Source organism: Desulfococcus multivorans (genome assembly GCF_001854245.1).
Taxonomy (GTDB): domain Bacteria; phylum Desulfobacterota; class Desulfobacteria; order Desulfobacterales; family Desulfococcaceae; genus Desulfococcus; species Desulfococcus multivorans.
Genome location: NZ_CP015381.1, coordinates 887,735 through 900,133 on the forward strand (window position 1 = coordinate 887,735; position 12,399 = coordinate 900,133).

General features: G+C 54.9%; 13 protein-coding genes. 10 read left to right on the plus strand and 3 right to left on the minus strand.

Features of this window, described 5'->3' with window-relative positions; genetic code table 11:
- Window positions 1–177: 177 nt before the first annotated feature.
- Window positions 178–1,284, minus strand: coding sequence for an IS110 family RNA-guided transposase (locus tag dmul_RS03740; RefSeq protein ID WP_020878859.1), 1,107 nt, complete (start codon window positions 1,282–1,284; stop codon window positions 178–180).
- 434 nt (window positions 1,285–1,718) lie between these two features.
- Between dmul_RS03740 and dmul_RS21155 the strand changes: the two genes are divergently transcribed.
- From dmul_RS21155 to dmul_RS03790, 10 genes are all read left to right on the plus strand, one after another.
- Window positions 1,719–2,006: a class I SAM-dependent methyltransferase gene (locus dmul_RS21155; RefSeq protein WP_070962246.1), complete on the plus strand. Its 288-nt coding sequence runs from the start codon at window positions 1,719–1,721 to the stop codon at window positions 2,004–2,006.
- A gap of 92 nt (window positions 2,007–2,098) precedes the next feature.
- On the plus strand, window positions 2,099–2,590 hold the full coding sequence (locus dmul_RS03750) for a class I SAM-dependent methyltransferase (RefSeq protein WP_070962248.1): 492 nt from the start codon (window positions 2,099–2,101) through the stop codon (window positions 2,588–2,590).
- A gap of 92 nt (window positions 2,591–2,682) precedes the next feature.
- Window positions 2,683–2,970, plus strand: coding sequence for a class I SAM-dependent methyltransferase (locus tag dmul_RS21160; RefSeq protein ID WP_070962246.1), 288 nt, complete (start codon window positions 2,683–2,685; stop codon window positions 2,968–2,970).
- Between the two features lie 92 nt (window positions 2,971–3,062).
- On the plus strand, window positions 3,063–3,725 hold the full coding sequence (locus tag dmul_RS03760) for a class I SAM-dependent methyltransferase (RefSeq protein ID WP_236886003.1): 663 nt from the start codon (window positions 3,063–3,065) through the stop codon (window positions 3,723–3,725).
- Between the two features lie 69 nt (window positions 3,726–3,794).
- Window positions 3,795–5,594 (plus strand): KamA family radical SAM protein, encoded by a 1,800-nt coding sequence (locus dmul_RS03765; protein WP_020876346.1) that lies wholly within the window; start codon window positions 3,795–3,797, stop codon window positions 5,592–5,594.
- 512 nt (window positions 5,595–6,106) lie between these two features.
- Window positions 6,107–7,384, plus strand: a complete 1,278-nt coding sequence (gene tmcD / locus dmul_RS03770; protein WP_020876345.1) for an electron transfer complex subunit TmcD — start codon at window positions 6,107–6,109, stop codon at window positions 7,382–7,384.
- Window positions 7,385–7,398: 14 nt separating this feature from the next.
- A complete protein-coding gene (gene tmcC / locus dmul_RS03775; RefSeq protein WP_020876344.1) occupies window positions 7,399–8,058 on the plus strand; it encodes a TmcC family electron transfer complex membrane anchor subunit in 660 nt (219 codons plus the stop codon).
- 42 nt (window positions 8,059–8,100) lie between these two features.
- Window positions 8,101–9,438 carry an electron transfer complex ferredoxin TmcB gene (gene tmcB / locus dmul_RS03780; RefSeq protein WP_020876343.1) on the plus strand — a complete coding sequence of 446 codons (1,338 nt, stop codon included), beginning with the start codon at window positions 8,101–8,103 and terminating at the stop codon, window positions 9,436–9,438.
- Between the two features lie 63 nt (window positions 9,439–9,501).
- Window positions 9,502–9,900, plus strand: a complete 399-nt coding sequence (gene tmcA, locus dmul_RS03785; protein WP_020876342.1) for an acidic tetraheme cytochrome c3 TmcA — start codon at window positions 9,502–9,504, stop codon at window positions 9,898–9,900.
- 114 nt (window positions 9,901–10,014) lie between these two features.
- Window positions 10,015–10,443 (plus strand): TM2 domain-containing protein, encoded by a 429-nt coding sequence (locus tag dmul_RS03790; RefSeq protein ID WP_020876341.1) that lies wholly within the window; start codon window positions 10,015–10,017, stop codon window positions 10,441–10,443.
- On the opposite strand, the gene dmul_RS03795 is transcribed toward dmul_RS03790, so the two are convergent.
- Window positions 10,397–11,380, minus strand: coding sequence for a vWA domain-containing protein (locus dmul_RS03795; RefSeq protein ID WP_020876340.1), 984 nt, complete (start codon window positions 11,378–11,380; stop codon window positions 10,397–10,399). The two genes, dmul_RS03790 and dmul_RS03795, sit on opposite strands and share 47 nt — an antisense overlap.
- Before the next feature lie 110 nt (window positions 11,381–11,490).
- Window positions 11,491–12,381 carry an NAD(+)/NADH kinase gene (locus tag dmul_RS03800; protein ID WP_020876339.1) on the minus strand — a complete coding sequence of 297 codons (891 nt, stop codon included), beginning with the start codon at window positions 12,379–12,381 and terminating at the stop codon, window positions 11,491–11,493.
- Window positions 12,382–12,399 lie beyond the last annotated feature (18 nt).

Here is a 12,399-nt window from a genome sequence, read left to right on the forward strand (position 1 = left end):
GGCTACGTCGTGGAGCTGCCTCTGTCTAAAATCGGAAGTTCGGCTATTCGCCTTATTCCATAGCGGCGGCGAGGATTCTCCTATCCGAGATCGCGCCTCTGTTAATGGCCTGGAAACTGGATTTTCTTTTTTGGTAATTGACCTCCAGATCTAAAGGATCAGCAATTTTCAGCTCAGTCAAGTCACCGGTTGAAGTTGTTTTGCGATTGCCCAAAGGAAGGCGCTCAGTTCACGAGCGATGGCAGTGACAACTACTTGTTTGGTTTTTCCTTTGGCCACCAGCCTTCTGTATCTGGCACATAAGCGAAGCTGGGCTTTCCATGCGATTTGTCGGACCGGCTCAGGCAGATTCTCCTGGCGTTTCAGCAATACTCGGCTGACCCGGGGCTGCAATCGATATGCCCATGCAGCTTCAATCAGCACTTTGCGGGCATGACCGTTGCCGGTTTTGGTGATGCCGCCTCTTTTGATGTGATTGCCGCTGGAGTGTTCCGAAGGCACAAGTCCGAGATAGGCCATCAGCTGCCCGGGATGTTGAAAACGATTGAGGTCGCCTATTTCCGAGAGCATGGTTACTGCCACAATCAGCGATACGCCCCTGGCGGCCTGCAAGGCATCCACAATTGGCGCCAATCGCCAATCGGATACCATTTGCCGGATCTGCTCGGTCAACCGTTCGATGCGGGCAAGGCTTTCATGCACGGCATCGATGTATTCCTGGAAAGCAATCTGCTGGGCAGGATGGGGCATGGCGATATCCGAAAGCCAGTTGAAATAGGCTTTGGACCATTTGGTCTTTCCGGAATAGCTCATTCCATGTCTCAGTAGAAAGGCATTGAGCCGTTGCTTTGCCTTACGGCCGGCGACGACCGCATCTTCACGGGCACGGCTCAAATCACGCATGGCCTCGTCCTGGGTGTCCGGAACATAAACGGCGGTCAGCTCGCCGGCACGATGGAGACGGGCCAGCGTTTTGGCATCCCGGGTGTCATTTTTGATCCGGTCACCAATTCTTTTAGGAATCATTGAAGGGGCTGCCACCATGCAGTTGAATCCTTTGCCGGTCAGGTGGTGGTAGATGCCGTACCCACACGGACCAGCTTCATAAACAAAGTACAGCTCACTTGCAGTGGAAACCATTTTACGACAAAATTTATCGAGGGCTTCCAGATCGTTGTTGATAGCGCCGAAGGGTCTGGCTGCATCCCGGGAACCCTCTTCAGCAATAGCAATGGTGATGGAATTTTTGTGGACATCCATGCCGATAAATTTTACAGTGTTCATGACCTGCCTCCTTGGTTGTGGCTCTGTGTTAACGGCTTGATACCTTATACATAACCCACGTTTGCAAGGAAGGCAGGTCTTTTTTTGGGTGACCGACAATTTGTTCCATCCGAGGGTATCAGCAGAGATTCATCATGGGCGAGAATGGGTCACCAAAACTCGTCGGAGCCCATGATGAATCTCTGCGGGTTGCGCAGATCCGGACGTTCCGGAAACTCGGATGGTAACTGTCAATCATTATGTCTAAAGCTTGCTCCGGGCGGCCCGGAAACTCGCTGCGCTCAAACAGTCCGGGCCGCTGATCCTCCGCGGCGCTTAAGCGGCACTAAAACTCACCGCTGAAGGGGCCCGGGCCGTATCCTCCCGGCACCTCTTTCCGGTTACCATCATGAAAGTCGAAAGTTGAATTATAAGAAAAATAGAAGTAACCAGTCATGCATACGAGTGTAAACAGCCTCATGGATCCCGTTCGGGTGAAGGGTTTCCTGGACGAGGCGGAAGGCCTGCGTCTCTACGATATCGCCTTGTCGGCGAGCAAGATGGGTCCCTGCCTCGAAATCGGCAGCTACTGCGGCAAGTCCGCCGTCTACATCGGCGCCGCCTGCCGAACCAACGGCGGGACGCTAAAGCTTGCTCCGGGCGGCCCGGAAACTCGCTGCGCTCAAACAGTCCGGGCCGCTGATCCTCCGCGGCGCTTAAGCGGCACTAAAACTCACCGCTGAAGGGGCCCGGGCCGTATCCTCCCGGCACCTCTTTCCGGTTACCATCATGAAAGTCGAAAGTTGAATTATAAGAAAAATAGAAGTAACCAGTCATGCATACGAGTGTAAACAGCCTCATGGATCCCGTTCGGGTGAAGGGTTTCCTGGACGAGGCGGAAGGCCTGCGTCTCTACGATATCGCCTTGTCGGCGAGCAAGATGGGTCCCTGCCTCGAAATCGGCAGCTACTGCGGCAAGTCCGCCGTCTACATCGGCGCCGCCTGCCGAACCAACGGCGGGACGCTTTTTTCCATCGACCATCATACCGGCTCCGAAGAGCAGCAGCCGGGGGAACTCTATTTCGATCCCGAGCTCTACGACCACGACGCGGGAAGAATCGACACCTTCCCGACCTTCCGGAAGACCCTGGCTTTGGCCGGACTTGAAGACACGGTGGTGCCCATCGTCTGCCGCTCTCTGACGGCGGCGCGGTCGTGGACCATACCGCTAAAGCTTGCTCCGGGCGGCCCGGAAACTCGCTGCGCTCAAACAGTCCGGGCCGCTGATCCTCCGCGGCGCTTAAGCGGCACTAAAACTCACCGCTGAAGGGGCCCGGGCCGTATCCTCCCGGCACCTCTTTCCGGTTACCATCATGAAAGTCGAAAGTTGAATTATAAGAAAAATAGAAGTAACCAGTCATGCATACGAGTGTAAACAGCCTCATGGATCCCGTTCGGGTGAAGGGTTTCCTGGACGAGGCGGAAGGCCTGCGTCTCTACGATATCGCCTTGTCGGCGAGCAAGATGGGTCCCTGCCTCGAAATCGGCAGCTACTGCGGCAAGTCCGCCGTCTACATCGGCGCCGCCTGCCGAACCAACGGCGGGACGCTAAAGCTTGCTCCGGGCGGCCCGGAAACTCGCTGCGCTCAAACAGTCCGGGCCGCTGATCCTCCGCGGCGCTTAAGCGGCACTAAAACTCACCGCTGAAGGGGCCCGGGCCGTATCCTCCCGGCACCTCTTTCCGGTTACCATCATGAAAGTCGAAAGTTGAATTATAAGAAAAATAGAAGTAACCAGTCATGCATACGAGTGTAAACAGCCTCATGGATCCCGTTCGGGTGAAGGGTTTCCTGGACGAGGCGGAAGGCCTGCGTCTCTACGATATCGCCTTGTCGGCGAGCAAGATGGGTCCCTGCCTCGAAATCGGCAGCTACTGCGGCAAGTCCGCCGTCTACATCGGCGCCGCCTGCCGAACCAACGGCGGGACGCTTTTTTCCATCGACCATCATACCGGCTCCGAAGAGCAGCAGCCGGGGGAACTCTATTTCGATCCCGAGCTCTATGACCACGACGCGGGAAGAATCGACACCTTCCCGACCTTCCGGAAGACCCTGGCTTTGGCCGGACTTGAAGACACGGTGGTGCCCATCGTCTGCCGCTCTCTGACGGCGGCGCGGTCGTGGACCATACCGCTCAGTTTTGTCTTCATCGACGGGGGTCACGCCCTGGAGACGGTCTACGCCGATTACTGCGCATGGTCCCACCATATCATGCCCGGCGGATATCTGCTCATGCACGATATTTTCGAGCGTCCGGAAGAGGGAGGTCAGGCGCCTTATCAGGTCTATCGGACGGCGTTGGCCTCCGGTCTTTTCAGGCCCCTGGACATGACGCGTTCTCTCGGGGTGCTTCAACGGCGAAATTTTGGCGAAACGCCTGAAATTCGTTTTGAAGACGGATGAGGTTGGCACCTTTCCCAAAAAAACACTTCATCTGCCGCATGACAAAAGCGTCGCAAAGGAGGTTAAGCAGTGGAAAACAAGATAACGCCAAAACGGATTTTAAAAATCCTGGATACGGTTCCGGAATTGAAGGCGATTTTGATTACCGATGAAGCGGTCGATGAGAAACGCCGCCTGATCCGGTATTTTCTTTCGGATACGCTCAATGCCGTCTTTGAAGACAACCCGACTATCCCCCCGCTGGAATGGATCCAAACCCGAAATGCCGTCAATGTGCTGCGGTCGATCGTATCCAAGCGAAACGAGCGTCTCGCCGGTTTCAGCCTGCTGACCTATATTAATGATCTCATTCACGGGAAGGACCTGGGCGACCGACCTCAACCCGGTGCGGGATTTTATGCGGAATTTGAACACCTTTTACGGGCCGTCGTGGGGAAAACAGCGGTATACAGCGAAAAGGTTCCACCCTTTCTCAAACACTCCGGCCGAAGGGCGGCCCGTCTGAGATCGAAAGACCTCGGTCGCATGGCCGCGAATGCTGAAAAATATATGGCCCGTTATCCCTTTGGGCTGGATCGCGAGACCATCGCAAAGCGGAAGGCCAACAAACAGCGCATTCTGAAGTACTTCGGTGCTGCGGATGCCGATTGGGAGAAATGGAAATGGCATACGAGCCATATCATCCGGGACGCCAAGACCTTGTCTGAACTGGTGACCTTGACACCCGAGGAGTTTCAGGCGGTCGAAATGGCGCGGCAACACCGCATTCCGTTCGGTATTACCCCATACTATCTCGCGCTCATGGATCCGAATCCGGACCGGAAGGCGGATTACGCCGTTCGGGCCCAAGTGATCCCGCCGCTCCATTATGTGGAGCGGATGAAGGAGAACAAGGCGAACAAGGGGTGTTCCATGGACTTCATGCTCGAACAGGACACGTCGCCCATCGACGGCATCACCCGGCGCTATCCCCATATCGTTATCCTGAAGCCGGTGATGACCTGTCCGCAGATCTGCGTTTACTGTCAGCGGAACTGGGAGATCGAAGACGTCTATTCCCGTTCGGCCATGTTGGGACAGAAGCGGCTTGACGCCGCCCTGGAATGGATTGAAGGCACCCCGGGGGTGAAAGAGGTCCTTGTGACCGGCGGCGATCCGCTCCTGCTCGCAAACGACAGGATCGAGAAACTCCTGGGGAGGCTTTCCCGAATTTCTCACGTGGATCGGATTCGCATCGGCACCCGCATGCTCGTGACCCTGCCTCAGCGGATTACCGATTCACTGGTCGACGCCGTCAGACGGTTCCATGTTCCCGGAAAGCGGGAAGTGGTTATCATGACCCATTTTGAACACCAATACGAGATTACCCCCCAATCCATGGCCGCGGTCCAGAAATTTCGACGCGCCGGCATGGGGGTTTACAACCAGATGGTCTTCACGTTTCACAACTCGAGAAGGTTCGAAGCCGCCGCCATTCGCCACCGGCTTCGCCTCATCGGCGTTACGCCCTACTACACCTTCAACGCCAAAGGCAAGGAAGAAACCGATGATTACCGGGTTCCCATTGCGCGCCTGCTTCAGGAACAGCACGAGGAGGCTCGGCTGATGCCCGGCACTGTGAGGACGGACGAGATCGTATTCAATGTCCCCAAGCTGGGAAAGAATTACCTTCGTGCGGGACAGCATCACGATATCATCTCGATCCTGCCCGACGGCCGAAGGGTCTATGAATTTCACCCCTGGGAGAAAAAGCTGTCCCTTGTGGACACCTATGTCTATACGGACGTCTCCATATACGATTATCTCGAACGGCTGAAGAAGGCGGGGGAAGACGCTCGTCTATACAGCACCATATGGTATTATTATTGACAGTTACGCAGTAGGGAGCCGTACTTCCCTCATCTCCGTCAACGGCGTGCCGGAATCGGTCAGGCGGCTGCCTTGCCTCTTACCCCGGGTGGCCGCTGTGCATTTCTGCGGATGTTCGGGGCGTTTTCCATACCATTGCCCGGTATGAGGAGGCGATGACGCCTATCGGATATCCTGATCTCCGAAATACAGCGTTCTCCCTACCAATGAAATACACTGTTTTATTTTGCTAAATAGGGTATCATGACATAATACTTTACAAAAAAAACTTTACGGTATAGATCTATACCTTCATAAAGAGGCGATGCCGATTTCTATGATAAAAATATGCATCATATTGAAAAGATGGTTGAAATTATAAGCGCCGGGAATCGTTTCGGCCTTTTCCGGGATTTCGATAGGCGATAAGGCGTACTATGCGCCGATTTTTTGAGGTGTATATTCCCCAATGGCGGACGATCACCTGTCACATGGGAAAGGATTTAGGCAACATCTTAAAAGGAGAAAGGGACATGACAGATTCAAACAGCTGGGACTGGAGCGTCGGCAAGCGGCAGATCGCGGATATCGCCCAGTGGAAAGCCGAGTTCGGGTATGTGGAGGAGCCGTATGCCAGTCCGGACGGTGAAAAAATAGCCGCTGTCATCAAGACGGAGGATATGGAGTTCAGTGCCTGCGAAAACGGGGTCGCCTGGGAAAACACCTTCGACAAACTCTGGTTTCTCAGATATTCGCCGGACAACCGTTTGACAGGGCTGGTTTCGGACGGCGGCGAGTGGACCCTGGCGGTTGACGGGGAAGCCTGGGAAAATCGATATGACTTTGCCTGGAACACGATTTTCGGTCGGGACGGCAAGAGCATGATCATCATGACCCAGGCCGACGGCGAGTATTCCGTTCTCATCAACGACACTCCCTGGGAAGAGACCTTTCCCTACATGACGCAACTCTCCGGGAGCGACGACGGCACCAAGGCCGCGGCGGTGGTGCAGACCGTCAGGTTTTCAGAGGGTGACATCTTTACATTTCAGAAAGGATGTTACACGATAGCGGTGAACGGTGAGGCTTGGGACATGAATTTTGTCAATGTCTATGAGCCGGTTTTCAGTGCCGACAACAAGCGGGTGGCTGCTCAGGTCAGGACAAACCTTTATGACTACACCATCGTGGTGGACGGCGAACCGTGGCCGGTGTCCTATCCTACGGTTTGGAAAGCGGCCTTTTCGCCGGCCGACGGTTCGGTCACCGCACCGGTCAAGACACCGGAGGGGTGGACGTTGGCCCGCGACGGTCAGGTCCTGTGGCATCAGCGGTTTGCCCAGCTCTGGCATCATGCCTACAGCACCAACGGAATGAGCATTGCCGCCATTGTCGCCCCGAAATACGGCCGCTGGACGGTTGCAGTGGACGGCACTCCCTGGAAGACGACCTTTGGCGATCTGGTGACGGATCTCGTCATATCGCCCTCCGGGAAGCGAGTGGGCTGCGTCGGGAAGGACAGCAACCTCTGTACAGTCGCCGTGGATGGGACCCCATGGGATATCAAATGCGACATGGCGTGGGCGCCGGTGTTCAGCCCCGATGACCAGCATGTGGCGGCCAAGATCGAAAAAAACGGTCAGTATACGATCGCTTTGAACGGGAAACCGATGAAAACCCAGTTCAAAAATCTCTGGAATCCAATTTTCAGTCCTGACGGCGAAAAGATATTGATTCGGGCGATCGAGGGTAGCGGGGACAAGGCGGTTTACGTCCGCCGGGTGCTGCCGGTAACTGAAATTATCGGTTGATAAGGAGAGAGACGATGCATACGCTGTATAATTTTGTCAGCGGTCCGCTGGCGTGGCTTGCCTTTATCGTGTTTATCGGGGGAAGTATCTACAAGATCGTGACCATGGCAAGACTTGCCAAGAAAAAGGATTCAGCCGTTTATGAATATTGGGATACGGGCTTCGCACTCCGATCAATCGCTCATTGGAGCATCCCTTTCGCCACAGTGAACTGGCGGAAAAATCCAATCATGACCCTGGTGACCTTCGCTTTCCATATTTCCCTTATTGCGGTGCCGCTGTTTCTGTGCGCCCATGCCCTTCTGTGGAAAGAGGTTTTCGATATCAACTGGTGGTATATCCCCGACGGCATGGCGGATGTGATGACCCTCATCGTGATCGGCGCATGCTTTTATTTCGCCGGCAGGCGGATACTTCGCCCGGATGTCAAATACCTGACATCGACATCCGATTATCTGCTCCTTCTGATGGTAGTGATGCCGTTTTTCACCGGATTCTGGGCCTATCACCAATGGCCGGGATATCGAATGATGTTCATCCTTCACATGCTGTCGGGCGAGTTCGTGTTGGCCGCCATCCCCTTTACCCGCCTGAGTCACATGCTCTACGCCGTTTTCACGAGGGGATACATCGGATCCGAGTTCGGCGCAGTGCGCCATGCGAAGGATTGGTAACGAATTTTTGATTTTTACCCTCAACGATAAGGGAGCAAGAGAATGGGTGAACCTGCATCCAAAATCGAAGTGAAAAATATCAAGGACATCGGCCTGGATGAGGGCGTGGCCCGACTGACGCCCGAGAAGATCGAGACGGTTGTCAATGACGTGATCGATAATGAGACTGGTGCCCGACTTAAGGTTTATGTGGACACCTGCGTTCACTGCGGGCTGTGTTCCGAGGCATGCCATTATTATCTGTCCAACGACAAAAATCCAATTTTCGCGCCGGCGGCCAAGGTCAAACAGACGCTTTGGGAGATCGTGGAAAAGAAAGGTAAGGTCAGTCCGGCCTTCATTCGCCGGGCCGCCGAACTCTGCTATACGGAGTGCAACCTCTGCCGGCGGTGTGCCATGTACTGCCCTTTCGGTATAGACGTCGCCTATATGATGCTGATCATGCGGCGTATCTGCCATAAACTGGGCGTTACGCCTCAGTACATCCAGGACACGGCCCACAGCCATTCCGCCACCATGAACCAGATGTGGGTCAAAGAGGACGAGTGGATCGACACCTTGTTCTGGCAGGAGGAAGAGGCCGGTGAAGAGGTGGAAAACCTGAGAATCCCCCTGGAAAAGGAAGGGGCCGATGTCATGTATTCGGTGATCGGTCCTGAGCCCAAGTTCCGGGCTCAGCTCATTTACCAGGCGGCGGTGATCATGAATGCAGCCGGTGTCGACTGGACAATGCCCGCGACCCCGGGATGGGATAACAGCGACATGGCCATGTACACCGGGGACAACGAAATGATGGCCCGCCTCAAGAAGGAGCATTTCGAAACCGCCATGCGTCTCAAGGTCAAGAGAATCGTCATGGGCGAGTGCGGCCATGCCTTCCGGTCTGTCTATGACATGGGCAACCGGGCACTGGGATGGAAAATGCCGCCGGTGGAGATGGTCCACGCCCTCGAGTTCTATTACGAGCTTTTTAAGGCCGACCGGATCAAGATCAAACATAAATTCGACAAACCGGTGACGCTCCATGATCCATGCAACGTCATTCGGGGCCGCGGTCTCCATGAGATGGCCCGATACGTGGTGAACAAAACCTGCGCCACTTTCATCGAAATGACGCCGAACCGCGAGCACAACTACTGCTGTTGCGCCGGAGGCGGCGTGATCAACTGCGGTCCTCCTTTCCGGGATAAACGGGTGGTCAGCAACCGGGTCAAGGCCGATCAACTCTCCGCCGTAAAGAAAAAGGGCGTCGAGGTCTGTATCGCCCCCTGCCACAATTGCCACGGGGGTCTCGAGGATATCATCCATCACTATCACCTGGGCCTCGAGCTGAAATTCCTGGGAGACATCATTTATGAAATCATGGAGAAACCGGAATAGGCAGGGCCTGGCCCCGGAACGGGGCGATGCTCAACCGGAACCAGACAAAGAGGAGTGTGCCAAATGAATAAGAAGGCTCTGGCAGCATATATCGTTGTCGCGTTTATCGTTTCCGCAATTGCGGCCGTCTCCGGCTTCTCCCGGGAGCAGTGGGAGATCACCAGCGTTCGGGACAGTGCTTTCGGGGTGCGGATGCGTTCCGCAGTGACGTTCAACCATGACGAACATAACGAGAAAGCCGCCATCGAGGACTGTACGGAATGTCATCACAGCTTTGACGAGGATGGTGTCAAGGTGGAGGGAGAATCCACCGAGAGCTTGGAATGCTCCGATTGCCACATGGCCGAGGGACAAACCAAAATGGATCTGATGCGGGCCTATCATCTCAATTGCAAGGGATGCCACGAGGATCAGAAGCTCGGTCCGGTTATGTGCGGAGAGTGTCACCAGAAGAAGAATTGAAATCGGGGCGATCGCCCTCTGTTTAATTTCAGACTGTTGTGATGAGTATCGAGGCGCGCGGGATCGCTGATTTCCTGCGCGCCTTTTTCATGTATCGACCAAAGGAGCGACGCTATGGCGGAAAGGAACGACACCCACAGCAAAACCATCGGCTATATTCTCTGGATATTCGGTTTCACCGGGTCGCACCGATTTTATTACGGCAAACCGGTTTCTGGAACAATCTACTTCTTTACCCTGGGGCTGCTCTTCATCGGATGGATCATTGACCTTTTTCTGATTCCGGCGATGGATCGGGAGGCGGACCTCCGTTTTCGAGAGGGTTTCCTGGACTACAACATCGGGTGGATTCTGCTGACCTTTTTCGGTGTTCTGGGGATCCACCGCTTTTACATGAGAAAATGGATCACCGGAATCCTCTATTTTTTTACCGGCGGGCTTTTCCTGGTTGGGTATGTCTATGACTACTGGACCCTCAACAGCCAGATTGATGAGATCAATGCTTTGTATGGACAGCCGGCCGGTCAGACGTCAGTGCCGTGAATACGGCGGAGAGCATTCTGGAAAATCGGTCGCGGATATGATCCACAAAAGTGACCGGCAGGGCGCTTTGCAATTCATTTCGAATGAACCCGAGGCTTTTCAAGGGGTCGTCGGGAATACGACGGAAGAAGATCCTGGCCTTGCCTGCCAAGGCCAGGGCGTTCATTCGGTCGATAAAGGTTTTTTGAAGGATCAACAATCTGCGGTTGAGTTCGGGATCGTCTCCAATTCGGGGGCTCGTATAAAGGAAGATGATCTCGCCGCTGCTGTCGACGCCGAATCGTTCAACGGCGGCTTCGGGAAAAACGTATTGCTGCGGACAGTCGCTGTCGTCGTTTATCAGATCGGAAAAGATGATGACCCGTTTCTTGATCCGCGAATTCAGGACGGTTTCAAGAAAGCAGTAGAAGGGGGTCGTCAACGGCGTGATGATCCGGGGCGCGATCGTGGCTGTGGTGATGGATTCCACCTGCGGTCTGACGGTGCGATCGAACTGGTCCGGGGAGCCGCAAGCGGTGAGGTCGACCACTGTCGATATTGATGCCGGACCGCATCCGGGATTTCCGAAGGTCGAAATCCGGCAGGAGATCGTCTTCCGCCTGTTAAAGCGCTCGAGTCGCGTCAAAAGGACGTCCTTGAGTTTTTCGAGGGTGTCCTGGTTCATGCTCGCGGATACGTCGATACCCACATGGAACCGTGTCGGTAAGGAGTCCGTCGCACCGGCGAGTTCGGCGGCGATGCGGGGATTAAAGCATTGTATGGATATCAAGGCGCCGGCCAGAAGCAGGATAGACATCAGACCAGCGATGCCCAATGCCCTGGAGAAGGAAAACCATCCGGGACGTTTTCCGCAACGGGGGCACAGATTGCCTGGAGACGGTATGCCGGTGTAACCGCATTTGGTGCACATGAACCGTTTTTTGTAAGGGTGTCTCATGTTGCGTGCTATCCCTCATGACCGTTTATTCAGGTGCTGTGGTTTCAGGCGTCGTCCGTCGTCATCTCCCGCATAAGATGGTATGCCGCCGCCATGATCCGGCGACGCTGTCAGATTCTCTCACCACTCCAACGGAGTTTTGTTTTGAGAACTTCGAAATAATGTCGATCGGGAAGGGTGATCATGTGTATGGGTTGGCATCCTTTCCGGACAATGATGGTATCCTTTTCCGTGATTTCCAGGCCCGCCTGCCCGTCGAAGGTCAGCATGATGTCCGAGGCGCTTTTGTCCAGCTTGAGTTCGATACAGACGGAATCGGGGACGATGATCGGACGGTTGGTCAAGGTGAAAGGGCATATGGGGGTGATGACGATTCCCGGCACCGTGGGGTGGATGATGGGCCCCCCCGCGGCCAGAGAATATCCGGTCGAACCCGTGGGTGTGGAGACGATGAGCCCGTCCGCCCTGAAGGTCGTCAGATATCGGTCGTTGATGGATGTCTTGATGCGGGCCAGTCGGGCCAAGGCGCCCTTGTTGATGACAATGTCGTTCAAGACCGGCTCTCGAACGATCTCTTCACCGTCGCGGAGAACCCTTACAAGAAGACGCATTCTGGGCATGGTGGTGAATTCTTTTTTGAGGATGGCCTCTGCCGCCGAGAAGAGGGCTCCCTCAACGGTTTCCGCCAGGAAACCCACTTCTCCAAACTTGACCCCGATGACGGGGATGGGAAAATCTCCAATCCATCGGGCCGCACTCAAAAAGGTGCCGTCGCCACCCAGAACGAAGACACAGAAGAGATCACGCGGAGCGAAATCCATTGAATCCAAAGGCATTTTGCGGTTGGATGGGACGCCTTCCTTACGTACGACGGTAATCCCTCGGGTTGCGAGCCAACGTTCGAATTCATCCGCCTTCTGGACGGCCTCACGCTGCGGTTTGACAAACAGGCCGATCTTCATGGGCCCGCACGGTTCTGTTTTTTTCCGTTTCGTCATCATGGTCCTCTCCGACACGAC

What these genes read in the sequence shown, in the direction of transcription:
- dmul_RS03740 (WP_020878859.1), bottom strand. Translation starts at nt 1,284, where the DNA reads ATGAACACTGTAAAATTTATCGGCATGGATGTCCACAAAAATTCCATC.
- dmul_RS21155 (WP_070962246.1), top strand. Translation starts at nt 1,719, where the DNA reads ATGCATACGAGTGTAAACAGCCTCATGGATCCCGTTCGGGTGAAGGGT.
- dmul_RS03750 (WP_070962248.1), top strand. Translation starts at nt 2,099, where the DNA reads ATGCATACGAGTGTAAACAGCCTCATGGATCCCGTTCGGGTGAAGGGT.
- dmul_RS21160 (WP_070962246.1), top strand. Translation starts at nt 2,683, where the DNA reads ATGCATACGAGTGTAAACAGCCTCATGGATCCCGTTCGGGTGAAGGGT.
- dmul_RS03760 (WP_236886003.1), top strand. Translation starts at nt 3,063, where the DNA reads ATGCATACGAGTGTAAACAGCCTCATGGATCCCGTTCGGGTGAAGGGT.
- tmcD (WP_020876345.1), top strand. Translation starts at nt 6,107, where the DNA reads ATGACAGATTCAAACAGCTGGGACTGGAGCGTCGGCAAGCGGCAGATC.
- tmcC (WP_020876344.1), top strand. Translation starts at nt 7,399, where the DNA reads ATGCATACGCTGTATAATTTTGTCAGCGGTCCGCTGGCGTGGCTTGCC.
- tmcB (WP_020876343.1), top strand. Translation starts at nt 8,101, where the DNA reads ATGGGTGAACCTGCATCCAAAATCGAAGTGAAAAATATCAAGGACATC.
- tmcA (WP_020876342.1), top strand. Translation starts at nt 9,502, where the DNA reads ATGAATAAGAAGGCTCTGGCAGCATATATCGTTGTCGCGTTTATCGTT.
- dmul_RS03790 (WP_020876341.1), top strand. Translation starts at nt 10,015, where the DNA reads ATGGCGGAAAGGAACGACACCCACAGCAAAACCATCGGCTATATTCTC.
- dmul_RS03795 (WP_020876340.1), bottom strand. Translation starts at nt 11,380, where the DNA reads ATGAGACACCCTTACAAAAAACGGTTCATGTGCACCAAATGCGGTTAC.
- dmul_RS03800 (WP_020876339.1), bottom strand. Translation starts at nt 12,381, where the DNA reads ATGATGACGAAACGGAAAAAAACAGAACCGTGCGGGCCCATGAAGATC.